At 57.3% G+C, this 25,382-nt stretch carries 21 protein-coding genes; 8 read left to right on the top strand and 13 right to left on the bottom strand.

The features are described from left to right. Positions 1–56: 56 nt before the first annotated feature. Positions 57–1,184 (top strand): hypothetical protein, encoded by a 1,128-nt coding sequence (locus tag HMPREF9241_RS07745; protein WP_006681736.1) that lies wholly within the window; start codon positions 57–59, stop codon positions 1,182–1,184. 45 nt (positions 1,185–1,229) lie between these two features. On the opposite strand, the gene aroD is transcribed toward HMPREF9241_RS07745, so the two are convergent. The 3 genes from aroD to HMPREF9241_RS07760 form a co-directional block, all read right to left on the bottom strand. Then, complete coding sequence (aroD, locus tag HMPREF9241_RS07750; RefSeq protein WP_006681737.1) at positions 1,230–2,030, bottom strand: type I 3-dehydroquinate dehydratase; 801 nt, start codon at positions 2,028–2,030, stop codon at positions 1,230–1,232. Position 2,031: 1 nt separating this feature from the next. Further along, positions 2,032–3,204: a tRNA dihydrouridine synthase DusB gene (dusB, locus tag HMPREF9241_RS07755; protein WP_040318728.1), complete on the bottom strand. Its 1,173-nt coding sequence runs from the start codon at positions 3,202–3,204 to the stop codon at positions 2,032–2,034. An 88-nt stretch (positions 3,205–3,292) separates the two neighbouring features. Next, entirely contained in the window at positions 3,293–4,684 is a 1,392-nt protein-coding gene (locus HMPREF9241_RS07760; protein ID WP_006681739.1) for a glycine--tRNA ligase, read from the bottom strand. Between the two features lie 157 nt (positions 4,685–4,841). On the opposite strand from HMPREF9241_RS07760, the gene HMPREF9241_RS07765 reads away from it, so the two are divergent. The 5 genes from HMPREF9241_RS07765 to HMPREF9241_RS07785 all read left to right on the top strand — a co-directional run bounded on the left by HMPREF9241_RS07765 (position 4,842) and on the right by HMPREF9241_RS07785 (position 8,747). Next, positions 4,842–5,906: a metal ABC transporter substrate-binding protein gene (locus tag HMPREF9241_RS07765; RefSeq protein WP_006681740.1), complete on the top strand. Its 1,065-nt coding sequence runs from the start codon at positions 4,842–4,844 to the stop codon at positions 5,904–5,906. After that, positions 5,903–6,727, top strand: coding sequence for a metal ABC transporter ATP-binding protein (locus tag HMPREF9241_RS07770; RefSeq protein WP_006681741.1), 825 nt, complete (start codon positions 5,903–5,905; stop codon positions 6,725–6,727). Before HMPREF9241_RS07765 ends, HMPREF9241_RS07770 begins: the two co-directional genes overlap by 4 nt. After that, entirely contained in the window at positions 6,724–7,686 is a 963-nt protein-coding gene (locus tag HMPREF9241_RS07775; RefSeq protein ID WP_006681742.1) for a metal ABC transporter permease, read from the top strand. Before HMPREF9241_RS07770 ends, HMPREF9241_RS07775 begins: the two co-directional genes overlap by 4 nt. Before the next feature lie 117 nt (positions 7,687–7,803). Beyond that, complete coding sequence (locus HMPREF9241_RS07780; protein ID WP_006681743.1) at positions 7,804–8,241, top strand: Fur family transcriptional regulator; 438 nt, start codon at positions 7,804–7,806, stop codon at positions 8,239–8,241. Further along, positions 8,238–8,747, top strand: coding sequence for an SNARE-associated domain-containing protein (locus tag HMPREF9241_RS07785; RefSeq protein ID WP_006681744.1), 510 nt, complete (start codon positions 8,238–8,240; stop codon positions 8,745–8,747). Before HMPREF9241_RS07780 ends, HMPREF9241_RS07785 begins: the two co-directional genes overlap by 4 nt. 7 nt (positions 8,748–8,754) lie before the next feature. Here HMPREF9241_RS07785 and HMPREF9241_RS07790 read toward each other — a convergent pair whose 3' ends face one another. The 8 genes from HMPREF9241_RS07790 to HMPREF9241_RS07825 all read right to left on the bottom strand — a co-directional run bounded on the left by HMPREF9241_RS07790 (position 8,755) and on the right by HMPREF9241_RS07825 (position 17,660). Continuing rightward, on the bottom strand, positions 8,755–9,585 hold the full coding sequence (locus HMPREF9241_RS07790; protein ID WP_006681745.1) for an isoprenyl transferase: 831 nt from the start codon (positions 9,583–9,585) through the stop codon (positions 8,755–8,757). Continuing rightward, positions 9,585–10,319, bottom strand: coding sequence for a DNA repair protein RecO (gene recO, locus HMPREF9241_RS07795; RefSeq protein WP_040318689.1), 735 nt, complete (start codon positions 10,317–10,319; stop codon positions 9,585–9,587). Before recO ends, HMPREF9241_RS07790 begins: the two co-directional genes overlap by 1 nt. A 164-nt stretch (positions 10,320–10,483) precedes the next feature. Then, complete coding sequence (gene leuA / locus HMPREF9241_RS07800; protein ID WP_006681747.1) at positions 10,484–12,238, bottom strand: 2-isopropylmalate synthase; 1,755 nt, start codon at positions 12,236–12,238, stop codon at positions 10,484–10,486. A 473-nt stretch (positions 12,239–12,711) separates the two neighbouring features. Then, positions 12,712–13,677 carry an amino acid kinase family protein gene (locus HMPREF9241_RS07805; protein ID WP_006681748.1) on the bottom strand — a complete coding sequence of 322 codons (966 nt, stop codon included), beginning with the start codon at positions 13,675–13,677 and terminating at the stop codon, positions 12,712–12,714. Further along, a complete protein-coding gene (gene era, locus HMPREF9241_RS07810) occupies positions 13,678–14,877 on the bottom strand; it encodes a GTPase Era (RefSeq protein WP_006681749.1) in 1,200 nt (399 codons plus the stop codon). Beyond that, positions 14,877–16,196 carry a hemolysin family protein gene (locus HMPREF9241_RS07815; protein ID WP_006681750.1) on the bottom strand — a complete coding sequence of 440 codons (1,320 nt, stop codon included), beginning with the start codon at positions 16,194–16,196 and terminating at the stop codon, positions 14,877–14,879. The genes era and HMPREF9241_RS07815 overlap by 1 nt, the downstream gene beginning before the upstream one ends. Further along, on the bottom strand, positions 16,193–16,642 hold the full coding sequence (gene ybeY / locus HMPREF9241_RS07820) for an rRNA maturation RNase YbeY (RefSeq protein WP_006681751.1): 450 nt from the start codon (positions 16,640–16,642) through the stop codon (positions 16,193–16,195). Before ybeY ends, HMPREF9241_RS07815 begins: the two co-directional genes overlap by 4 nt. Further along, a complete protein-coding gene (locus HMPREF9241_RS07825) occupies positions 16,635–17,660 on the bottom strand; it encodes a PhoH family protein (RefSeq protein WP_083856973.1) in 1,026 nt (341 codons plus the stop codon). Before HMPREF9241_RS07825 ends, ybeY begins: the two co-directional genes overlap by 8 nt. A 135-nt stretch (positions 17,661–17,795) precedes the next feature. Here HMPREF9241_RS07825 and hrpB point away from each other — a divergent pair, with 135 nt between their 5' ends. Further along, a complete protein-coding gene (hrpB, locus tag HMPREF9241_RS07830) occupies positions 17,796–20,342 on the top strand; it encodes an ATP-dependent helicase HrpB (RefSeq protein ID WP_006681753.1) in 2,547 nt (848 codons plus the stop codon). A gap of 203 nt (positions 20,343–20,545) precedes the next feature. Here hrpB and lysA read toward each other — a convergent pair whose 3' ends face one another. Both lysA and argS read right to left on the bottom strand, forming a co-directional pair. Continuing rightward, positions 20,546–21,919, bottom strand: coding sequence for a diaminopimelate decarboxylase (lysA, locus tag HMPREF9241_RS07835; protein ID WP_243440796.1), 1,374 nt, complete (start codon positions 21,917–21,919; stop codon positions 20,546–20,548). 79 nt (positions 21,920–21,998) lie between these two features. After that, entirely contained in the window at positions 21,999–23,678 is a 1,680-nt protein-coding gene (gene argS / locus HMPREF9241_RS07840) for an arginine--tRNA ligase (protein ID WP_006681755.1), read from the bottom strand. Positions 23,679–24,042: 364 nt separating this feature from the next. On the opposite strand from argS, the gene HMPREF9241_RS07845 reads away from it, so the two are divergent. Beyond that, positions 24,043–25,377 (top strand): ABC transporter substrate-binding protein, encoded by a 1,335-nt coding sequence (locus tag HMPREF9241_RS07845; protein WP_006681756.1) that lies wholly within the window; start codon positions 24,043–24,045, stop codon positions 25,375–25,377. Positions 25,378–25,382: the final 5 nt, after the last annotated feature.

A 25,382-nucleotide genomic window follows, 5' to 3' on the forward strand; every position in this document is an offset into this window, starting at 1 on the left:
GCCTATCCCTTGGGAATGGGCAGACGAGTTATCCACATCTGTGACACGATGAAAGGGTGAAACACCACGAGCCTCGCCCACACGCCGTCCGCACCCTGCTCGTTCACCGATCCAGGCGCGGTCCTAGTCCCTGGTGGCATTCCTGTGCGCTCGCGACGATCCCTACTTCTCTGTCTGCGGATAACGCTGCTCAGATTTCCACTGATGCACTGACCTTACACAATGCCGGTTTTGATACCGTTCTTGTCACTCTTGATGACCCGATTCTGCTGGTTCATCCGAAGTCGCCGTTGCCAGAGTTTATTCATCAGTTGAAAGCGCGCCGCCAGCGTGTGATTGTGCGTATCCCGAATGAAACATTCGTGTCTTTGGGGGCGCGCGGAGCGGATATGGAAAACCGCGTCACGACGCTCCTTCTGAGGACGCGCGGTGCCCTCAACGCTGGCGCGGATGGTGTTGATTTGGGCGTGTGCGCCGAAGAGTATGAAGACTCCCCGATCCGCAGGGCGCTTGCGCGAGAGCGTTTCACTGCTCTTGTCCGCCAGGTTGAAGCAGAGTGTGCAACATTTGATTCTCAGCCGATTGTGACGGCACGCCTGTCTGGCTTTGACACTCCCGCCATTATGTCTCACCTTGAAGACGAGTGGTTCCATCATCTGTACGATGATGCGCTACGAACTGCTTCTTTTGACGCTCCAAGCCTTGAGTTGGTTGTTTCAGATTCGCTGTCTATCCGCGATCGTATTGGTGCGGTTGCTCCATGGAACGTTGATTGTCTGCCCGCCGATCGCCAGTCGGATGCGGATCGTGCGTTAACGCTACTTGCGCTTGGTCTGCCGGGTGTGTTCCACGGTCGCCTTCGTGAAGAAAACGTGGTCGAGCAGGTCAGTGCGACCTCGTACATTCGAACGGCGCTTGCCCTGCGATCCGAACGCAAGCTGGGAACGCACGCGCTGGGCGTACTGCACGGGTTGGAGTGGGCGCGCCCCGACACTCTTGTCTATCTGAACTCCGACGTGATGATCGTTGTGAACACCGCCGATCAGCCTCTCGCTCTTCCGTCCGGTTCCCAGATCCTTGTGGCGAGTTCCCAGAGTAGCCATGGTGTGGTCGCTCCCAGGTCGTGCGCGTGGGTAAGTGTCGCCCGCATCCAGCCGGCACCGACCGCCGAGTTCTCTGGCTGACGGATCCACGACCACCGTTTCGATTTCCGCTTTCGTGCGCGCCTTTCAGCGTTGAAGGGTGACGAGGCCACGCCGGGTTTCTTCAACGCTGAGCTGACCTGGGGCGCTAGAGGACGACGCTGAAGCGAATGTTGCCGCGCTGGCGAATGTGTGACCGCAGATCCTGGTGATCGCACCGAATTCACCCATTCCAATGCCGATAACAGGAAGGGCATAGGTTCGTGACGCTCTTAGTTGCGCGTCCATGATCCTCAGTGCGTCCTCGGGCCGATGAGTCATATAGGCAATTTTGAGCACGTCGGCGCCAGCTTTTGCCATCGATGCGAATACTCGATCAATGTCAACGGTGAGGGGCGTTCGGGTGAAATCATGGTGCGACGCCACGGCGATGCTACCGGCCTCGTGAATCTCTTCAACTATGTCGATTGCACCCGGGTGACAAATTTCAAGGTCGATCGCGTCGGCGAAGGTGGCCAGGATGGCAAGAAAGTCCGTGTATTGACCGTCAGAAAGATCAACGAGGCCCCCTTCGGCGACTGTGCGAATTGTTGCCAACAGAGGAAGCGGGCTCTGATCCGTCACGAGCTTGAGTCCAGTGCGTAATAGGCCTTCACGCTCGCTCGCTTGCACCGAGGCAAGGAGTGGGTCAACGCGCCATTCAATCAGGTCGGGCTGAGCGCCGGCGACATCCGTGATCTCGCTTGTTAGCGATTCCAGTGAGGCGCTCATCAGCGAAGAGATGACGGCCGTTGGAGCGCCCCCTCCGATGTTGAGCATTCCTCGCGGAGTCGACGCATGACCAATCGTCACTTCAGTTGGGATGCAATCATCGCAGGGATTCGACATATCAGCCTCCACTGACATCGGATTCAGCAAGATGAAGGGTCTGGCGTTCAGCATCGCTCAGATAGGGAGAGTCCAACCACCCATCGGGTAGGCGTGGCGTCTTTTCACCGCCGGCGCGACCGCGAGCTCCCAGCGCCGCCTGCGGATACTCCTGATCGAGGTCCAGCATGTGGAGAAGATCGTGGAGTTCTTCGAGGGTCGACACCATTGAGAGCGCGTGACGAGTCGGCCCGCCGATCGCGAAGCCTCGCAGATACCAGCCGACGTGCTTGCGCATTTCGCGGAGGGCCCGCAGTTCATCGCCCTGGTCTTCAATGACCCATGCGGCGTGCTTTTCGATGATGTCCGCGATATCGGAAAGACTCGGGTCGCTAAAGGCAGGACCACCCATCAGTGTCGAAGTCAGGTCGGTAAACAGCCAGGGGCGCCCCTGGCATCCTCGACCAACGACAACTGCATCGCAACCGGTTTCATCCATCATTCGCTGCGCATCTGCGCCGGAGAAAATATCGCCGTTGCCGAAGACAGGAATACGCATCGCGTCTTTCAAACGCTTGATCTGCGTCCAGTCAGCGTGACCCGCGTAGTGCTGGGTTTGCGTGCGCGCGTGGAGGGCAACCGCTGCGACACCGCGATTTTCAGCCACTTTCGCAGCGTCGAGGAACGTAATGTGATCGTCGTCGATACCAACGCGCATTTTCACTGTGACGGGAATATCGCGACCAGCTGCTGCTCCGGCCCTGTCCGCAGCACCAACAACCGCGTGTACAAGATCGTCGAACAGGTCGCGCTTCCACGGAAGGGCAGCTCCCCCACCCTTCTTCGTCACTTTCGGAACCGGGCACCCAAAGTTCAGGTCAATGTGATCCACCAGGTCGCGGTCAATAAGGATCGATGTAGCCTGAGCCATCGTTGCTGGATCGACGCCGTAGAGCTGGATGGAGCGCACGCGTTCGGCGGGGTCTGGGCGCACCATTTCCAATGTGCGCACATTACCTTCAACGAGGGCGCGCGACGTTACCATTTCGCAGACGTATAGGCCGGCGAGTGCGTCCACGCCTTTTTCTGGAGTGACCTGAGCGTTCGAGCTGGAAGGATTCAACCAATCCGGCAGTCCTTCTTCGCCCATCTGTCGACATAAACGCCGAAATGGCACATCGGTTACTCCCGCCATCGGGGCAAGAACGATGGGCGACCATACGCGCAGTGGCCCGACCTCAAGAGCTAAGGTCGGGCCAAGCGTTGATTCGGATGGAATCAAATCAGCAAGCTCCGAGCTTTTCGATGAGGAGCTTCTTGACGTTCTCAAGCGGAATACGTTCCTGAACCATCGAGTCGCGGTCGCGGACGGTCACTGCCTTGTCTTCAATCGAGTCGAAGTCGTAGGTGATGCAGTACGGGGTGCCGATTTCGTCCTGGCGACGGTAGCGACGGCCAACGGCGCCCGCATCGTCGTATTCGACATTCCAGATGGAGCGGAGGTCTGCTGCAAGTTCACGTGCCGGGCCGGTGAGCTCGGGCTTACGCGATAGTGGCAGGACAGCTGCCTTCACGGGGGCAAGACGCGAGTCGAGGCGCAGAACGGTGCGCTTGTCGACGCCGCCCTTGGTGTTGGGGGCTTCGTCCTCGTGGTAGGCCTCGATGAGGAATGCCATGAGCGAGCGGGTCAGACCAGCGGACGGCTCGATGACGTAGGGAGTCCAACGTTCGCCGGTGGTCTGGTCGAAGTAGTCGAGCTTCGAGCCGGAGGCTTCGGAGTGGACACCCAGGTCGTAGTCGGTACGGTTTGCGATGCCTTCGAGTTCACCCCATTCGGAGCCCTGGAATCCGAAGCGGTATTCGATGTCGACGGTGCGCTTGGAGTAGTGCGAGAGCTTTTCCTTTGGGTGCTCGTAGAAGCGCAGGTTGTCGGGGTTGATGCCAAGGTCGGTATACCAGTCGCGACGGTAGTCGATCCAGTACTGGTGCCATTCTTCGTCGGTGCCCGGTGCGCAGAAGAACTCGAGTTCCATCTGCTCAAATTCGCGGGTACGGAAGATGAAGTTACCGGGGGTGATTTCGTTACGGAAGGACTTGCCGATCTGGCCGATGCCGAACGGCGGCTTCTTGCGCGAGGCTGCCGCAACGTTTCCGTAGTTGATGAAGATACCCTGAGCGGTTTCGGGGCGCAGGTAGTGCAGACCGGACTCGTCGTCGACCGGGCCGAGATAGGTCTTGAGCAGGCCAGAGAATGCGCGAGGCTCGGTGAACTGACCGCGGGTGCCACAGTTGGGGCATGCGACGTCTCCGAGAGGGACGTCATCCGGGTTGTCGATGCCGTGCTTAGCAGCGTGAGCTTCCTGCAGATTATCTGCACGGAGGCGCTTGTGGCAGGAGGTGCACTCAACGAGCGGATCGGTGAATGCCTTGACGTGACCGGAAGCAACCCAAGTCTGACGAGGAAGGATGACGGAGGAGTCCAGACCCACGACGTCTTCGCGGGAGCGAACCATGTACTGCCACCACTGCTTCTTGATGTTTTCCTTCAGTTCAACGCCGAGCGGACCATAATCCCACGCTGAGCGAGTACCACCGTAAATATCGCCACATGGGAAGACGAATCCGCGACGCTTGGCTAGGGAGATAACGGAATCAAGACGAGAAGGCGCTGCCACTTTGTGCTCCTTGTTTTGGCGGCCACACCTGGCTGGCGCAGCCTGCGATAGTGGGAGTCTATCGAACTTAGCGACGGCTTCGTTGACAGGCTCAGTGTGACGCACACCCCCCTTCCCACTATTGGCAATGATTACCATTAAGGGTGAAACTTGAAACATGAAGCTGTCTCGTTCTGTTGTTATCGCTAGCGCGCTCGCTGGCTCTTTCGCTTTGGCCGCATGCTCGGGCACGACGACCACCCAGTCGGCGTCAGATACCTCCGCATCTGGTTCATCATCACCTCTGAATGTGATGGCGTCCTTCTACCCACTGAAGTATCTGACCGAAGAAATCGGTGGCGACCTTATTAAGGTCACCTCGTTAACCCCCGACGGTGCCGAACCGCACGATCTTGAGCTTTCTCCCGCCACCGTCGACCAGCTTGGCAAGGCCGATGCTGTCGTTTATCTAGGGGGCTTCCAGTCCGCAGTGGACGAAGCTGTTGAGCACAACGGCCCGGAAACGGTTATCGACGTCGCTAAGGCTGTTCAGCTTGTTGATGTTGCAGAAGACGGCAATCACCCGGCTGAAGCGGAAGAAGAAGGCGACGCTACCGAGTCTGATTCGCACGATCATGAAGCAGATCATGACGACGGCCATCACATGGCCTCGAGCGAAACCGCTGAGTCCGGTGAAGAAGCTGAGCACCATCACCACCACGACATGACGACTGACCCTCACTTCTGGCTGGATCCGGAACGCATGGGCCAGGCAGCAACGGCTATCGGTCAGGCTCTGGCCAAGGCTGATCCTCAGAATGCTCAGACCTACACATCCAATGCTGCGACACTCACCAAGAACATGAAAGATCTGTCGACCGAACTCGTTGACGCAACAGCAACCTGCAAGCACCAGACCTTCGTCACTGCTCACACCGCATTCGGCTACCTTGCAGACCGCACTGGCCTGACCCAGGTGGGCATCTCGGGTCTGGATCCCGAATCCTCGCCCTCGCCGGCGCGCCTGGAAGAAATCTCCAAGCTCGTGAAGTCGGAAGGTATCACGACGATCTTCACTGAAGCTCTCATCGACCCAAAGGTTGAGCAGACTCTTGCTGACGATCTTGGAATCCAGACCGCGGTTCTCGATCCGATCGAAAGCCAGGTTGATTCATCCAAGGACTACGCAGCGGTCATGCGTGACAACATCACAGCTCTTCAGACGGCTCTGTCCTGCAAGTGAGCAACACCAAAAACTCGGAAGCGGATGTCCCTGAGGTGGGGATATCCGCTCCCGTCATTTCACTGGATAATGTCCACGTTGCGTGGGATTCTCACCTCGTTCTCCACGGGATCGAGTTCGATGTTCACCCTGGGCAAACTGTTGCCCTGACGGGTGCGAATGGATCAGGAAAGTCCACGACTCTCCACGCCATTCTTGGTACCGCTCCGATTACCCGCGGATCGATTCACATCTTCGGTGTTGATAACACTCAGCGTCGCGCGGTCAACTGGGATCGAATCGGCTATGTCCCTCAGCGCATCAGCGTTGGTGGTGCAGTCACGTCCAGTGCTCTGGAAGTTGTGAAGTCAGGTCTTCTTGGCTCAAAGAAGTGGTGGAGCCTTCCCGGAAATACAAAGAAGGCAATGGCTGCGCTGAAGAGAGTCGGGTTGGCACACCGCGCCAAAGACTCGATGTCGATTCTTTCGGGTGGACAGCAACAGCGAGTCCTCATCGCTCGAGCACTCGTCCGCAATCCCGATTTGCTGATCATGGACGAACCCATGGCCGGCATCGACCGGACATCTCGAGAGCGCCTCGCGCGAATCGTTAGCGAAGCAAAAGCTGAGGGAACAACGATTCTTGTCGTACTCCACGAGCTCGGCGAACTCGGTCCGCTTCTCGATAGGGAACTCCACATCGGTGGGGGACACGTCACCTACGACGGGCCACCTCACATCAGTGACGACCATGAACAGCATTCCGATGGTGGCGGCCATCATCACGGGCATCCACATCCGCAGGCCGGGCCAGGCCTCGTCGACGATATTTGGCAGGCATGATGATCGCGACAATTATCGACGGACTCACCTCACTGCTGACCTCGTCCCTCATGCAACGCTCACTTCTTGCCGCTCTCATCGTCGGCTTGTCAGCACCCGTTGTCGGCACCTACTTAGTGCATCGCCGACTGGCAATGCTCGGTGACGGAATCGGGCATATTTCGCTGACCGGCGTAGCGCTCGGCTGGCTTGCCGGCACAATGGCGAACGCGAACCCACAAGATTCGTGGGCGATCCCAGGGGCGATGATTATTTCGCTTGTGGGAGCTATCACGATCGAATTAGTCCGCCAGTCTGGGCGCACGTCTGCTGACGTGGCGCTCGCGATGCTGTTCTATGGTGGCATTGCCGGCGGTGTCCTTCTTATCGGTCTTGCCGGTGGCACTTCAGCCCAGCTGAATTCTTACCTCTTCGGCTCGATTGCAACCGTGACATGGACTGATATCACGCTGATTTCAGTCCTCGGAATCCTCATCTTGGCAGTGGGAGTCGGTATTGCACCAGCTCTTTTCTCAGTGACGAACGATGAAGATTTCGCGCGTTCAACCGGACTACCCACGAAGACACTGTCGATGATTATTGCCATCCTGTCTGCCCTGACCGTAGCTGTTGCGATGCGCGTTGTGGGATCGCTACTGGTGTCCGCACTCATGATCATTCCCGTTGCCATCTCACAACTGATGGCACAGTCATTTCGATCAACGATGGCATGGGCCATGGTTTTCGGCGCAATCATCTGCATCACGGGACTGTCTTTCACATACTTCATCGATCTGTCCCCGGGCGCATCCATCGTCGTATTCGCGATTGCCCTGTACGCGATCGGATTCATCATCAAGGGACTGGTCGACAGGCACCAGCGTGCGTCAAAAATGGCGAATGTGCGCGCCCACGTCGCTCACCCCGAACACCAAGACACCCACTCAACACAACAGAATCGCTCCCGTACCCGGCTGTGATCAGACACAGTGCCACTATCACGGTCGGACAGAAACGAACCGAACCGATATGCTCAGGCTGTGCCCCTGAGCCACCCATCCACCCGATTGACTCGACGCAAAACTGGAGGTCCGAAAATGCAACGCATGACCAAGCAACGTCAGGCGGTTTTTGCCGAGCTGACTCGGGTACCTGATTTCCGTAGCGCCCAGCAGATTTTCGAAGACCTGCACAAGCAGGGACTCAAGGTCGGTCTTGCGACCGTCTACAGGAACCTGCAGGCTCTTGCCGACGGCCGCGATGTGGACGTGTTGCGTAGCGCCGATGGAGAATCCTTGTTCCGCGTATGCCATTCATCAACGCACCACCATCATTTGGTCTGTCGCACCTGCGGGCATACTGAAGAGATCGAACTGGATATGACCGAGAAGTGGATTCGCGATAATGCGTCCGCGCACGGTTTTACGGCTGTCGAGCATTCCGTTGAGTTGTTTGGCCTATGCCAGACGTGTTCGGCTGGCGTGGCAGATGATGAGGGCCCTGCGGGCGCTCAGTCGTCTAAGGATGCTCAGTGATTCCCTCGTGGGCCGATCACGGCTCGACGCTTTTTATTGCCCTCTTCGTGATCGTTTTTTGCCGAGCCCAGGGAACCTATTGGTTGGGTCGAGGTGCCGCGCGTGGCGCGTTGGCTGGCGCCGGGAAAGATGGTGTGCGGGGTTCGATTGCCCGCTGGTTTAACGGCCCTACGCCGAAGCGCGGTGCGAAGCTGTTGGACACATGGGGGTTGATCATCATTCCCCTGTGTTTCCTGACCGTTGGTATCCAAACTGCGGTAAACGCCGGTGCCGGCTTAGTCTCCATGAAGTGGCGCACATACACGCTAGCGATGATTCCTGGTTGCATCGCATGGGCAATCCTGTACGGCATGGGGCTGCTGGCTATTTGGATGGCATTGCTTGGCACAGTTGCTGGCTCCTGGTGGGGTCGCACGGGAGGCCTTGCCGTCGCCGCTGTTGCCATTGGAGTCATTGCATGGCGCAAGCGCACCTCCAGCGAGCCTGCTACCGTCCGCGTCGACTGACTCGTTTTTACGAGGCCGACCCCACCTGATCAATCGCTCCCCCGAATCGGCGGTCACGCCCTGCGTATTCGAGCAGACAGTCCCACAGCACTTCACGATCGAACGCAGGCCACGGCGTATCAATGAACATCATTTCCGAGTACGCCATCTGCCAGAGCAGGTAGTTGGAGATGCGCTTCTCCCCCGACGTGCGAATCATCAGGTCAACGTCAGGAACATCGGGCAGATACAGGTGATGGGCAAATGACTTTTCTGTCACGCCATCTGGGCGGAGCTTTCCCGCTGCGACCTGCCTAGCGATATCTCGCGCAGCATCAGCGATCTCTGCACGCCCGCCATAGTTCACGCACATGATGAGGTCCAGTGTGGAGTTATCTTTCGTGGCTTCGTCTGCCTTCAACAGGGCCTTCACGACGGACTTCCATAGGCGGGGTTCACGCCCACTCCAGCGCACGTGGACTCCCCAGTCATTCAGTTGATCGGTACGGCGAGCAAGAACGTCGGTCGCGTAATTCATGATGAAACGGACCTCTGCTGGGCTCCGCTTCCAGTTTTCCGTGGAGAACGTGTACACCGACAGGTAGCGGACTCCCGCATCAATGGCACCCGCGATCGTATCCATCAGCGCATATTCACCGGCGCGGTGTCCTTCGGTGCGCGCGAGGCCTCGTGAATTCGCCCAACGGCCGTTACCATCCATGATCAGCGCAACGTGCGCGGGCACTTCCCCAGTAGTAAATTCGGGAACAGGCTGATGCCACTGACCCGGCCCGGTCAGAGGCGCGCTGGGATCCCCACCGGCTCGATCCATCGGTGTCAGATTCGCTTCAGGTGCCATCAACTGTTCCTTTCAAGGACCCGCAATGAACGAATGCGATGTTCAACGTGCCATTGAGCATAGGCGTTGACAAGCCCGTATGCCTCAATGCGAGCGAAATCCGGCGAGTTATCGGCTCGGCCCCACTCTCCGGACAGCAGGTCCCCCATCAATTCCATTGCTTCGAAAGAGGGAGCTGACGCTCCGACGGGTCGGCAGTTTTCGCAGACGGCACCGCCTTCCTGAATGGAGAAAGCAGCGTGTGGCCCCTGGGCTCCGCACACGGCACAATCGAAGAACGAAGGTGCCCAGCCGGCTATCGCAAGCGCGCGGAGAATATACGATGCGAGCACCAGATTGGGGTCGTGACGCACGTGTGCAAGAGCGTAGAGAGCACCGATCAGCAGAAGATGTTGGGAGCGCACTCCATCATCAGAATCAGCAGTCAGTTTCTCTGCGATCTCGATCATGACACATGCGCGGGCATACAGCTCAAAATCTTTCGATAACGCGTCACCGTACTGGGTAATGACTTCAGCTTGGGTAATGATGTCGAGGTTCCTCCCGCGATGAAGTTGCACGTCAATCACGCCGAATGGTTCAAGACGCGCGCCCATCTTCGACGTTGTTCTGCGTATGCCCTTACCGACTGCGCGAACCAGACCGTTATTCGCGGTGAGCAGTGTGATGATCCTGTCGGCCTCCCCCAGTTTGTGGGTGCGAAGCACGATCGCTTCGTCTCGATACGTTCTCATCACGGTGAAATTGTCCCACTTCGGTGCATTAATGGCGCGTTATGTAATGCGGGGACGAGGCGACTGTCGAGTCCCTGGCTGAAATTGCAGAGAGAAAACGGCGACTGGAAAATGGCCGGGGCGGGAACGAAGTGGTCGTACCCGCCCCGTTTCTCCCCTGTATGTCAGCGCAAAGCCCTGTTCACCGCAGAAATAACTGCTTTATAGGTTGCGCGCGTAATCGACGAATCGATACCGACACCCCAGAGGATTTGGTCGTTGACGGCGGCTTCAACATAGGACGCTGCCTTCGCGTCACCGCCCTGGCTCATCGCATGTTCGGAATAGTCGAGGACGCGGACATCCACGTCAAACTGGCCGAGTGCCTTGACGAATGCTTCGATCGGACCGCCGGCGTGTGCCTTGACCTCGACGGGCTCACCCTGATCCGTCAGTGTCACCTTCAGATCAACCTGCTCGTCGGCGTTAGTCGTCACGTGAGAAGCTCCGAGTTCGAAGCGACCCCAGGCGGTGAGGTTCTTCGCTGCCGAGTTCGGCAGGTATTCATCGGCGAAGATCTGCCAGAGGGTATCGCCGTCGATCTCGCCACCGTAGGAGTCCGTGTGTCGCTGAACGATGCGAGAGAACTCGATCTGCAGACGACGTGGCAGTTCCAGATTGTGAGTGGTCGACATGAGGTAGGCGACGCCACCCTTGCCGGACTGCGAGTTCACGCGGACAACGGCCTCGTAGGAACGACCCACATCGTGCGGGTCGATCGGCAAGTAGGGCAACTCCCACACCACTGCATTTTCGTCACCGCCAGCTTCTCCAACTTTCTTCTTGCGGGCGACGAAGCCCTTCTTAATCGCATCCTGGTGCGATCCGGAGAAAGAAGTGTAGACGAGGTCACCCACGTAAGGTGCACGCGGTGACGTTTCCATCGACGTGCAGTATTCGACGGTCTGACGGATCTCATCGATATTCGTCAGGTCAACACCCGGGTCAATGCCTTGGCTGAACAGGTTGAGCCCCAGGGTCAACAGGTCAACGTTACCGGTGCGTTCACCCTGGCCGAGCAAGCAACCTTCCACGCGGTCTGCACCGGCGAGCAATGCCAATTCAGCCGCAGCAACGCCGGTTCCACGGTCATTGTGCGGGTGCACGCTGATCGCAATGTTGTCGCGACGGCTGAGGTTGCGTGCCATGTATTCGATCTGGTCGGCATAAACGTTCGGCGTTGCACGTTCAACGGTTGCTGGCAGGTTCAAGATGATTTCGCGGTCGTCTTCGGGCTGCCAAATATCCATAACGGATTCGCAGATTTCGAGAGCAAAGTCGAGTTCGGTATCCACGAAGATTTCGGGCGAGTATTCGAAGCCGAAGATCGTTTCATCGCCCAGACGCTTTTCTGCCTGCGCCACCACTTCGCGTGCACCAAAGACAGCCAAGTCGATCGTTTGTGCCTTGTCATTGCCGAAGACGAGCTCGCGGAACAGTGGCGACGTCGCGTTGTACAGGTGGACGGTCGCGCGCGGGAAACCGACGAGGGCATCAAGGGTGCGCTCGATGATTTCAGGGCGAGACTGGGTCAGAACCGAAATCGTCACATCGTCCGGCACGGCATCTTCGTCAATCAGGGATCGCACGAAATCAAAGTCAGTCTGCGATGCTGCGGGGAAACCGATTTCGATCTCCTTGTATCCGCGACTGACCAACAGGTCGAACATCTTGCGCTTACGAACCGGGTCCATCGGCTCAATCAGTGCCTGGTTACCGTCGCGCAGGTCCGTCGACATCCAGCGAGGTGCGTGAGTAATCCGATTCGAGGGCCACCTGCGGTCGTCCAGAACAACGGGGTTCGTGTCGAGGAACGGCTTGTACTTCGCAATCGGCATGTGCGAGCCAGCAGGAGTGGGGACGTTTCCAGTCGTCTTCATTGTGTTTCTTTCTTCGCTATCCTGATTCGCCCGGTTATCGGTGGGCGTCGGGTCGAAACACGTTGAGCCGTGGCGAGGTTTCGACCCTTTCAGGCCTCGTCACGGCAAAGAAGCAGGAGCATCCATTCTCGGCTCATGCCTCGTAGCGTATGACAGACGGGGGTAAGCGTACGCGTCCGCTTCGTTATGTGGACATTTTCGCCTTTCAGATCGCCAACCCAATCACGAGGCCGGCCACGCAATCAAGGGGAACGTGCCCTGGTTGTAGGCGTAGAACGCGTACTTTCGCGTTTCTTCAGCGCTATCGCCGAAGAATGAACGCGCGGGGGCGACCCTTCCCAGGCAAAGGCTTCCACATAGAAGATGAAACAGTGCAGAAGAGTGTAAAGATCGTCGCAGCAAGACCAATAATCGTCAAAGATGTTATGGCTCTATTGTCCCGAGCATCGTAGCAACGCGCGTTTAACCATTGGTCACACCGAGGTGATGGTTGTTCCCACTTCACCGCTCAGAGCTCTATCAGCATCCGCCAACGCGCAAATGACACCACGGCGAACCGTACCAGCCGGGGCCTTCGATACGAAGTCAACGATTGCTTCAACTTTGGGGCGCATGGAACCTTCAGCAAGTTCCCCCGACTCAATCAGAGCACGCCCTTCATCCAAAGAAATGTGGTGAAGCCAGTGTTGCATTGGTGTTCCCCACCCCGCAGCAACCGCCGGAACTGCAGTCAGAATAACCAGAGCAGAGGCTCCCAACTCATCAGCCATGAGAGCTGCGCTTCGATCCTTGTCGATAACCGCGTCCACGGCTTTCATTCCATAGTCGGTGCGAATAATTGGGATACCGCCACCGCCTGAAGCGATGACGATGAAGCCGGCGTTTGTCAGAGCTTGAACCGCCTCAATTTCAACGATCCGATGTGGCAATGGAGAGGCAACATACTTCCTAAATCCACGCCCAGCATCCTCGCGGTACACGGATCCGGGCTCTTCCTTCATCCGCTGTTCTGCCATTTCCCGAGTCAGAAACTGACCGATCGGTTTAGTCGGGTCAGCAAATGCTGGATCATTGGGATCGACTTCCACACGAGTCAGAAGAGCGACTACTTTGCCGGAATATCCGCGCCTCGCCCCAGCCTCGTCGATTGAACGCACCAGGTGCTCGCCGATGTAGCCTTGGCTCATCGCAACCATCTCTGGAAGATCAACGTCGGGCACACCGGGGTCAGCTGCAACGCCCAGTGAAAACGCACGCGTGATCTGACCAACCTGGGGTCCATTCCCGTGAGCGATCACAAGAGGGCCCGCATCAGCCAAACTCACCAAGACTGGCGCAGCCTGACGCAACAGGTGCAACTGATCGTCGGGTGTCTGCCCTAGAGCATTACCTCCTAGAGCAACAACCGTCGCGGAGCTAGAAGAGTAATCGCTCTTCATCTAGAACCCGAGACGTCCCAACATTTTCGGATCTGACTGCCAGTCTTTCGCCGTTCGCACATGCAGATCCAAATACACACGCGCTTTCAGCAAGTCCTCGATCAAAGGACGCGACTTTGAGCCAATCTCTTTCAGGCGTGATCCCTTCTTACCAATGATGATGGCCTTCTGAGAATCGCGTTCAACATAAACGTTGACGTGCACGTTCATGAGCGGTGGACGAGTATCACCCTGCCGTCGAGGCCTGGCAACGATCTCTTCAACCTGAACTGCAAGCGAGTGCGGAAGCTCATCACGGACCCCTTCAAGTGCAGCTTCGCGAATGAACTCCGCAATCAGAGTGTCACGCGATTCATCGGTCACATCCCCATCTGGGTAGAGCGGTGGGGAGAGCGGAACCGTCTTCGTCAGCACATCAAGCAACTGGTCAACGCCATTTCCGTCAAAAGCACTGACGGGAACGATCGCCGCGAAATCACCCATCTTGTCAATCGACAGCAGGTGTTTCATCAGGCGCTCTCGACTCACCAGATCGCACTTCGTCGCAACAGCAATAATCGGACGACGAACGTCCTTCAATTCGCGGGCAATGAACTTGTCGCCAGGACCAATACGCTGGTCAGCAGGCAAACAGAAGACGACGACATCAACTTCCGCGAGCGCCTCGCGAACCATGTCATTCAGGCGCTTACCCAAAAGCGTTCGCGGACGGTGATATCCGGGGGTATCAACTAAAACCAGCTGGCTCTTTTCACCGTGGACGATGCCACGAATATTGTGACGCGTCGTTTCAGGACGACCCGATGTGATCGCAATCTTCTGGCCGACAAGCGCGTTTGTCAGCGTTGATTTACCTACGTTCGGACGACCCACGATAGAGACAAATCCCGCGCGGAAGTCCTCCGGAAAGTCTGGGATCATCAGGCCGGTGCCCACGTTCGTTTCGTCGCGCAGAGCTTTCATTCCCTCAACGACAGCAAACACGTCTTCGGGGTCAATGTCACTTGCGTCGTCGAGATCGACGTCATCGAAGGCCTGGCTATCCGCGTCATCAACGTCATCGAACTCAGTGGTGTGCGCGACCTCGTCCCCCGATGCGCGTAGTTCGCCAGCATCAATATCACTGTCATCGACACACACTTCGTCGCTTTCGAACGCGTTCGGGCCTGCCATCAGCTCGTCGTCGCTGGGGAAATGCATTATGCGTCCTCACTGGTTTCTTCGGTCGATTCATCGCTCGCCACGAGTAGCGAACACACAATCGTACCAACTTGGCGACGGCGTCCTCGTGCTTCTTCGGCGAGCATGTGGATGCCTAATGCGTCACCCTGCGCCCCGGGAAGAGGGACGCGCCCCAATGCCTTTGCAAGCAAACCACCGACAGAGTCCACGTCGTCATCTTCAAGTTCAAGGTCGAAAAGCTCGCCAAGCTCGGTAATTGGATAGCGTGCAGGTACACGCCACGATCCGTCGTCACGTTGTTCGGGCTCAATAATTCCCTTGTCATGTTCGTCGGTGAGGTCACCGACGACTTCTTCAATGAGGTCCTCAAGGGCCACCAGCCCCGCTACTCCACCGTATTCATCGATGACGATCGCCATATGGAAGTGGTCTGCTTGCATCAGACGAAGCAGATCGTCTGCGGGCTTCATTTCGACGGTGAACTCGACCGGGCGCATCATCTGCTCTGCCACCTGGTCCATGTCCGCCCCGTAGGTCTGCAAGCGGGCAACAACATCCTTGAAGTAGAGGATGCCACGAATGTCATCGACATCGTCACCTTCAACAGGAATACGTGAAAAGCCCGAGCGGACAAACAGGCGCAAGGCCTTATGAGCGGGAAGATCCGCCGGGGCGGTCACCATTTCAGTTCTGGGAACCATCACTTCGCGGACAAGCGTATGCCCCAGGTCCAGAACGGACCGCAACATTGCGCGATCTTCGTCTTCAAGTCCTTCGGTTTCACCCACCTGGTCGACCATTTCACGCAGGTCATTTGCCATTTCGGCGCGCGCTTCGGCTTCCGTCAGGCCAGATGCGGGAAGACGCCCACGGATGGCTTCAACAAGAGGGTCGAGGAATCTTGTCAAAGTAACAAGGGAGGAGACCAACGGTGCTCCCGACAGAGCAATCTTCTCTGGACTGCGCTGTCCCCAACGGGAGGGAGCAAGCGAAATGAAGACGAAATGGACGAAGGTGATCGCTAGTAAAGCAACGAGAGCTGTCGCCCACCACGCCAACGACATCGCAGAAAACGCAAGCGTCAATGAGACGGCAACAATCACTTGGAAAAACGTGCGAAAACCACGCAAAACAAGCGTCGCCCGCCTGCGATGGTTCAGCAGAGCCAACAGTGCGGAAGCATTCTGGCGTTCTTCTTCAACCAGATCCGTTGCACGCGCAATCGACATACGAGAAAACGCAACCTCGATCGACTGAAGCATCGCAGCTAAGAAAAGCCCGACAACCGCGATGATGATCAGAGCAGGAAGAGGAAGTGAGGTGGTGGAAGAGGTCATCGAGTTGCCAGGAAAGTCAGCAGTAGCTTGCGTTGCAGGTCAAACATGACTTTCTTTTCATCTTCTTCTGCATGATCGTAGCCGAGCAGATGCAACATGCCGTGGGTGGCCAGCATCAGCATTTCTTCAACCATCGCGTGACCGGCTTCAAGTGCCTGTTTCTGGGCGACCTGCGGGCAAATGCAGATATCACCAAGCGTTCCCGACGGAGTCGGGTTGTCGGCACTTCCCGGGCGGAGCTCGTCCATCGGGAAGCTCATCACGTCGGTCGGTCCAGGAAGATCAAGCCAGCGCAAATGCAGGTCTTCCATCGGCTCTGGATTGATGAACAGAATGTTCAGTTCAACGTCGGTGGCAACGTGCATCTGCGTCAGCACGTGGTCAGCAAGAGCTGCGAATTCGCTCCCGTCAATGACGAAATCAGTTTCGTTGATGACTTCAGTCATCGGTTCCTCCTCGGTAGTGACCAGTGCGTGATCGATCAGATGACAGCCTGCCCGTCCGAACTGCGCGTGAGCGCGAAACATTCGTACGTGTTCGCCCAGATATGGAGCGTTGAGCGCTCAGGCGGTCTTCCCAACGCTCGTAGGCGTCTATGATTACTCCGACCAGCTGATGACGCACTACGTCTGCGCTGGTCAGGTAGCAGAATTCAATTCCGTCGATGTCACTCAGGATCTTCGAGATGACCGCAAGACCGGATTGACCAGCACCCGGTAAATCCACCTGAGACGCGTCGCCAGTGACAACAATCTGAGAGTTGAATCCGAGCCTCGTCAAAAACATTTTCATCTGGTTCGGCGTCGTATTCTGCGCCTCATCCAAGATGATGAAGGAGTCGTTCAGCGTGCGACCGCGCATGTACGCCAGAGGGGCGACTTCGATTGTGCCCGCAGCCATGAGTTTCGGCAGGACCTCGGGATCGAGCATGTCTTTCAGCGCATCGTAGAGCGGACGCAGATACGGGTCGATCTTGTCGGTCAGGGAACCGGGCAGGAAACCGAGGTTCTCCCCCGCTTCCACCGCAGGACGGGTCAGCACAATGCGCTTGACCTGCCCGGAAAGCAGACGTTGCACGCCGGCTGCCATCGCAAGATAGGTTTTACCCGTACCCGCCGGGCCGAGTCCGAAGACTATCGTCGACCGATCAATCGCATCAACATAGGCCTTCTGACCAGCAGACTTCGGGCGGATAGACCGACCACGGACGGAAAGAATTTCGTCGGAAACAGCGGGCGTTGCGAATGTTCGGGTCAGCAGTGAGATGGCGTGCTCGACTGCCTGCGCATCCAGTGGCTGCCCCTTCTTCGCCAAAGAAATCAGTTCTTCGATCAAGTCGCCGGCAACACCAAGATCCGCAGAAAAGCCGGTGAGCGAAATATCGCGGCCGATGACGTGGAAGTTCACGCGCGGGAAACCGTGTTCCAGAGCGCGCAACACCTGATCTGATGTACCAAGTAGCATCAGAGGATCAAGGTCAGCAGGGATTGAAATGTGACGGGTTGATGCGACAATTCGCGCAACGTCAGGGTCTGTCACTGATGCTCCCTTTCTTTCTTCGTATTCCACAGTCTAGCGACTTCACGTCATACTTATCCCATGAGTGCGTGCGATCCCCTCCTGGCTAACCTGCCACGCCTGCCTATCGCCAACGCTTTGGATCGCATTGCACCTTCAATCAAGCCAGGTCATGCCCTAGTTCTTTCTTCTCCGCCTGGCTCCGGTAAGACGACTTTGCTTCCTCCTCTTCTTGAAGCGATCCTCGATACTCGTGTGATCGTGTGTGCGCCACGCCAGATCGCGGTGCGTAGTGCTGCTCGCCGTCTTGCTTGGCTCCTCGGCGAAAAGGTGGGTGACACGTCCGGATATCGAGTACGAGGCGACGTCAAGGTCTCCGACCGTACTCGGGTCGAATTTGTCACGCCCGGTATTATGCTTCGTCGCCTACAGGGCGATCCGGAGCTTGAAGACGTTGGCGCCGTGGTCATCGATGAGTTCCACGAGCGCCATCTTGAAACGGATCTGTCGCTTGCGTTCATCGTGGACACGATGAGCGTCCTACGCCCAGATCTTCACCTGACTCTCACATCAGCAACTTTGAATGCTGATCGTTTGGCTTCGTTCCTTGGCGGCGTCCTCAATGAGGTCAACGTTGTTGATGTTCCCGGAGCACTGCATCCGATCACGACGCATTGGATGGCGCCGTCTACCCAACCTCTTGCAACGACAAGTAGCGGGAATGTGGTGGTCGCGCGTGAGTTCATCTCGCACATCGCGTCAGTCACGCGCCAAGCGGTCAGCCAGACCAATTCCGACATCCTCGTTTTCGTGCCCGGCACCAAAGAAATCGACGAGGCCGCCCAGGCTTTAGGAGGGTTCGGCCTCCACGAAGTTGGCGGGGTCATGATGGATGTGCGGGGCCTGCACGGGCACCTCGCTCCCGGACAGCAAGACGCGATTCTGAGCGTCGACGATAGTCAGAAAGTCCGACGGATCATTATTACAACGTCGATCGCAGAGTCGTCTTTGACCGTGCCGAGCATTGGATGTGTTGTGGATTCTGGTCTTGCACGCGTTCCGTCGTATGACGTTCAACGCGATGCAGGTTCATTGATAACAGTTCCAGCGCCTCGCGCGAGTTGTGATCAGCGTGCTGGGCGCTCTGCCAGACTCGGGCCGGGCACGGTGTATCGCTGCTTTGATCAGGTGAGTTTCGCGCGCAGACCCGACCAGATCACCCCGGAAATCCTGTCGACGGATCTTGCAGACGCTGAGCTTCAAGCGCGTTGCTGGACCAGTGGTGGTTTGGATGCGTTGGCGCTTATTGACCCAGCCCCGCCTGGAGCATTAAAGCGTGCCCACGAGCGCCTCCACGCCGCAGACCTTGTGGACGACAATTATTCTCCGACGACACTTGGTCGTCGCGTTGCTCGAATGCCTGTTTCCCCTTTCCTCGGGAAGGCTTTGATTGCCGCTTCACCACTGATCGGGAGTAAACGCGCCGCATACTTTGTCGCTCTTCTCGGTGAGAATCCTCGAGTTGGCAACGGTGACCTGGCACATTTTGCTCGACGATTGAAGGCGGGGCACGCCGATATTGCCCGTCGGGTACGTCAGTCTTCAAAGCGCCTCGAACACTGGGCGGATCCCCATTCCGACCCCGGTAGGCTCTCTGACGAAGAGGCGATTGGCCTCGTTGCTGGGCTTGCTCACCCAACGTGGATTGCTCGCGCGCGAGGTGGACAAAGCGGAACCTATCTTTTTGCTGACGGGCAGGGAGCTTCCCTCCCACCTTCGTCTCCACTGGCGGGAAGCGATTGGCTGGCAATCACGGATGTGACGCGCAGTGTCGGCCGAGCCGATGGTCTCATTCGAGCGGCTGTTCCGATTAGCGCCGAAGACGCACTATCCCTAGGACACTCACTCATCACGGAGCGCACGGACTGCACGCTCAGCGGTGGAAGAATCCGCGCAACCGCAACCACAATGCTTGGCGTCATTGCACTTGGGCAACCACGCAATGTGAAGCCCAGCCCTGAGGATGTCATGCGCCTACTCACCAATGAGTTCACCACCCACGGTCTTTCAATGCTGAAGTGGACTGAGTCTGCGACACATATGCGCGCTCGTCTCTCAGCGTTGCACGCGGTAGCGCCCGATATGTGGCCCGACGTGAGCGATGATGCGCTGATTGCCGACGCTGACTCGTGGTGTGCTCCCTTCATTTCCGCGTTGGCAGAGGGCGAATCGATCGCCAGGATTGACACTGCGTCGCTCATCAGGAGCTTGATCCCTTGGCGGCATGCGGGTTCTTTCGACGAGTGGGCTCCCGCCGACATTAAGATTCCCACCGGAGAGCGAAGGAAAATCGACTGGTCAACTGGCACTCCAACGGTGACACTGCGGGTACAGGAAGCCTTCGGTTGGACTGTAACGCCCACCTTCGCCAACGGGCGTCTTCCCCTTCTTATTCACTTGACGGACCCCGCGGGCAGACCCACTGCCGTCACATCAGACCTCGCAAGTTTTTGGGCAGGGCCTTACCAGCAGGTGCGATCCCAGCTACGGGGTCGTTATCCCAAGCATCTATGGCCTGAAGACCCGATGAGCGCGAAGCCGACATCGCGCGCGAAACCTCGTCGATAATTCCCACTCAAGGTGCTCAACGAGGCGCAGGCATGACTCGCACCACCACATGGTGAAATCAGGATTGAAAACCGTCGTAGCAGTCGTTGAATAGGCCGATCATGAACGCACTGCGCATCCTTTCCTTTTCACGTGCGTGACTCAACAGTAAGCTGATCTTCTTTAAGGAAAAACATGAACGACATACGCTGAAGAATTCGCCCCTACGTGTCGTTGGCGGTGGCAAGGCTGGCAAGTCCAGTATCGAGTTCCAGCAGGTCATCAATGGTTTGAGGACGCATGATCCAACGCGCCTGACCGCTTTCAACAGCAATGACACCCGGTTTGGTCAACATATTGTAGTTCGATGCCATCGAATAACCGTAGGCACCGGTCACCGGGATAACGAGAAGGTCCCCGGCGTGCACATCACTCGGAAGATCAACATCCCAGACGATAACGTCGCCGCTCTCGCAGTGCTTGCCCACGATTCGCGAGCGCACTGGTTCGACATCGGAAACACGATTCGCGAGCGTCGCCGTGTAGCGTGCCCCGTATAAAGCCGGTCGAATATTGTCAGCCATCCCCCCATCGACCGCGATGTAGCGACGCTTCAGGCCATCTCCTAGGGTCGCGTCTTTTACGGCCCCAACGCGATAGAGGCTCACCATCGCGGGTCCAACAACCGAACGCCCAGGCTCAACTGAAACGTGCGGAACGGGGAAGTCCAGCTCAGCGCACGCGTCACGCACTGCACCCGCAATTGCGCGCGCTATCTCAATAGGCGAAGTCGGTGTTTCGTCATCACCCGTGTAGGCAACGCCAGCCCCACCGCCAAGATCAATATCGGGAATTGTCAGGCCGGTACGCTCCTGGATCTGCTTCGCCAGCCGGCAGATAATCGTAGCCGCTTCAACGAATGCGTCAATGCCGATGATCTGCGAGCCGATATGCGAGTGCAGGCCTCGCAACTCAAGATGATCCGAGGAGGCAATCGAGTCAACGACCTCGTCAAGCTGACCATCGAAGGCACCAACGCCGAACTTCTGATCCTCGTGCCCGGTGGAAATGTATTCGTTTCCGCCCGCACGCACACCCGTCTTCACGCGCACCATGACACGTGCGACGACGCCCAGCTTCTGAGCGATGCGTTCGAGCTGGCCGACTTCGTAGAGGGAATCGATGAAGATTCGCTCGATACCTTCTTTGTTGCCTGCCAACAGCGCACGTTCGATTTCGCTATCAAGCTTGTTGTTCCCGTGCAACCCCACTTTGGCGGGGTTTACGCCGGAGCGCAACACCATTGTCAGCTCGCCGAGGGAAGCCGTATCGACTCCCATCCCTGCGTCCGTGACGACACGGACTACGTCGGATGAAAGGAATGCCTTGCCGGCGTAGAAGGCGTCACCGCCATTCATTCCGTAGCCGTCCCAGAATTCTTCGGCCATCGCGGTCGCCCAGACATTCGCGCGTCCAGCAAGATCAGCGCGATCGAGGACAAACGCGGGCGTGGCAAAGCCATCGGCAAGGTCCGTCAAAGAAACTCCACCGATTTCTAGAACACCATTGTCAAGGCGCTTGGCCGACCAAGGCCACATGTCGGGCCGTTGATCGGGCTCTGGGCAAATCAGGTCCCCGATGGGGCGGGCGTCAAACGATGCTGGCGCTTCCCCCACGTCACATCCGTTCCGGAGCAGCGACGCCCAACAGGCCAAGGCCGGTACGCAGAACCTGCGCCACGGCATCATTCAGCCAGAGGCGGGCAACGTGACCCGCATCGACTGGATCATCTCCACGAGGAGTGACGCGGCACTGGCCGTACCACGTGTGGTATGTAGCAGCGAGAGCCTCGAGGTAGCGGGCGACACGGTGCGGTTCACGTAGCTCAGCAGCCTGGGCGACCTGGGCAGGGAACTGGGCAAGCACACCCAGAAGATCCGAATCCGCCTGCGTATCGAGAGCTGAGGGCTCGAATCCAGCTTCGCGCGTCACGCCGTGTTCGGCGGCATTGCGCGCAACGTTACGAGTACGAGCATGTGCGTATTGGACGTAGTAGACGGGGTTTTCATTCGTGTGCGATGACAGCAGGTCAAGGTCGATGTCGAGGTTGGAGTCCATCGAAACGCGGACCAGCGAGTAGCGGGCCGCATCGACACCCACAGCATCAACAAGGTCATCAAGAGTCACGATCGTGCCCGCACGCTTCGACATACGAACCGGCTTGCCATCCTTCACCAAGTTCACCATCTGACCGATGAGGATCTGCATGTTCTCACCCGGCTTATCACCGAAGGCTTCACACATTGCCATCATGCGACCGATGTAACCGTGGTGGTCAGCACCGAGCAGGTAGATTGCGACGTCTGCGCCACGCTGACGCTTATCCAAGTAGTAGGCAACGTCTCCAGCGAAGTAGGCGGCCTGACCATCCGATTTAATGAGGACACGATCCTTGTCGTCACCGTACTTGGTAGTGCGCAACCACACGGCGCCATCTTGGTCGAAGACCTCTCCGCGTTCGCGCAGGGTTTCAATCGCACGAGCGACTGCCCCTGATTCGTGGAGAGAGTCTTCGTGGAAGAAGACATCGAACTCAGAACGGAAGTCAGATAAGCGCTGTTTGATCTCGCCGAACATCAGCTCTACGCCACGAGCGCGGAAGACTTCAACAGCCTCTTCAGTTTCGAGGGTGACAGGATCAGGCTGAGCGGCCGTAGCCGCATCGGCACGCACCTGGGCAGCAATATCGGCGATGTACTGGCCACCGTAGCCGTCTTCAGGCGCTTCTTGACCCATTGCACGGGCATAGAGGGAACGCGCGAAGCGATCAATCTGCGAACCGTGATCGTTGAAGTAGTACTCGCGGGTTACCTGTGCACCCGCTGCAACCATCAGACGAGCAAGCGAGTCACCGACAGCTGCCCAGCGAGCACCGCCAAGGTGAACCGGACCGGTCGGGTTTGCGGACACGTATTCGAGGTTCACGTGCTTGCCAGCAAGCTTGTCTCCGGTGCCATAGGCATCGCCAGCTTCGAGGATCGTTCGAGCAAGTTCACCAGCAGATGCGGCACCGAGCCGAATGTTAATAAAGCCCGGTCCTGCGATCTCGGCCTCGTCGATTCCCTCAACTGAGACAAGTGCGGAAGTGAGAAGCTGCGCGAAGTCACGAGGCGCCATGCCGGCCTTCTTGCCCAGTTGCATCGCGATATTGGTTGCCCAATCGCCATGGTCGCGGTTGCGCGGACGCTCAACCTTCACAGGGTCGGGAACGTCTTCAGCATTCAGGGTAAGCGAACCATTATCGATAGCAGCGATGATGGCCTGACGAATAACAAGTGCAAGTTCTTCTGGAGTCACGCCTTCTAGGGTAGTTGTTTTCGTCCCCGATTAGCTACGCGCACCGAGGTGAAATAGGACGAGTTGAAAGCAAATCTGCAGGTCAGGAACGGAATCGTTACCGGTAACGTATCCGTAAATGATTTAAAAACAACCCGACAGCCATTAAATGACTCAACCAAGCCATTTTTTCGTCACCAAATTGTGACCTGACAATCTTTTAAAAATGTGGACGCAAACGCCTTCATCGTCCTATGCTCACTATCACCGGAAACGTTACCGACGGAGATAACAATTCTTCAGACGTAGCCCCCCGCTATCACATCAACTTGACGCACTTCAGGTAGCGTCACGAACTCGAAGCGTCCAAAGGAGGACACCTGCGATGTCGAAGTTCATGAAGGTCGCCGCAGCATCCGTTGCAGCAGCCGCCGCCCTTTCTACTCTGGCAGCTTGCTCGTCAGGTTCAGATTCAGCCGATGACACCACCGGCTCCGTCTACTACCTGAACTTCAAGCCTGAATCCGATGCCACCTGGCAGGAAATCGCCAAGGCGTACACCGAGGAAACCGGCGTCGAGGTCAAGGTCGTCACGGCAGCTTCCGGCACCTACGAACAGACCCTCAAGTCTGAAATCGCCAAGTCAGACGCTCCGACCCTGTTCCAGATCAACGGCCCCATCGGCCTGAAGAACTGGCAGGACTATACCGCCGACCTGACCGACACCGACTTCAACAAGGCTCTCCTTGACCCATCAATGGCAGTCAAGGGTGAAGATGGCAAGGTCTACGGCGTTCCTTACGTCGTCGAAGGCTATGGCATCATCTACAACCAGTCCATCATGGACAAGTACTTCGCCCTCTCCGGCGCGAAGGCTTCCTCGATGGAAGAAATCAACAACTTCGCCACGCTGAAGACTGTTGTTGAGGACATGCAGGCCCGCAAGGACGAGCTCGGCATCGACGGCGTCTTTGCTTCAACCTCACTCAAGCCCGGTGAAGACTGGCGCTGGCAGACGCACCTCGCCGACCTTCCCGTCTACTTCGAGTACCAGGACGACGGCGTGGACGACAAGGCAGAAATGACCTTCTCGCACGGCAATGAGTTCAAGAACATCTTCGATCTCTACCTGCAGAATTCCACCATTGATCCGAAGCTCGCTTCCTCCAAGGCAGTCAACGACTCCATGGCTGAGTTCGCCCTCGGCAAGGCCGCTATGGTTCAGAATGGCAACTGGGCATACGGCCAGATTTCTGACATCGAAGGCAACACTGTCAAGCCTGAAGATGTCAAGATGCTCCCGATCTACACCGGACACAAGGGCGAAGAAACCCAGGGCTTGAACATCGGCACTGAGAACTTCTTCTCGATCAACTCTCAGGTTTCCGAGGCCAAGCAGAAGGCTTCGATCGACTTCGTCAACTGGTTGATCAACTCCGAAAAGGGCAAGAAGTACATGGTCGAAGACCTCGGCTTCATCCCGCCGTTCAACACCTTCACCGATGCTGAGCAGCCGGCCGATCCGTTAGCAAAGGAAGTTGTTTCCTACCTGTCCAACACCGAGCTGACCACGATTCCGTGGGTCTTCACCACCTTCCCGAGCCAGACCTTCAAGGATGACTTCGGTGCCGCCCTGTCGCAGTACGCAGCAGGCCAGATGGATTGGGACAAGGTCGTCGAAACCTTCACCACCGGATGGGCAGCTGAAAAGGGCGCCTGAGCTTA

It is taken from the genome of Schaalia turicensis ACS-279-V-Col4 (assembly GCF_000296505.1).
Lineage (GTDB): Bacteria > Actinomycetota > Actinomycetes > Actinomycetales > Actinomycetaceae > Pauljensenia > Pauljensenia turicensis_A.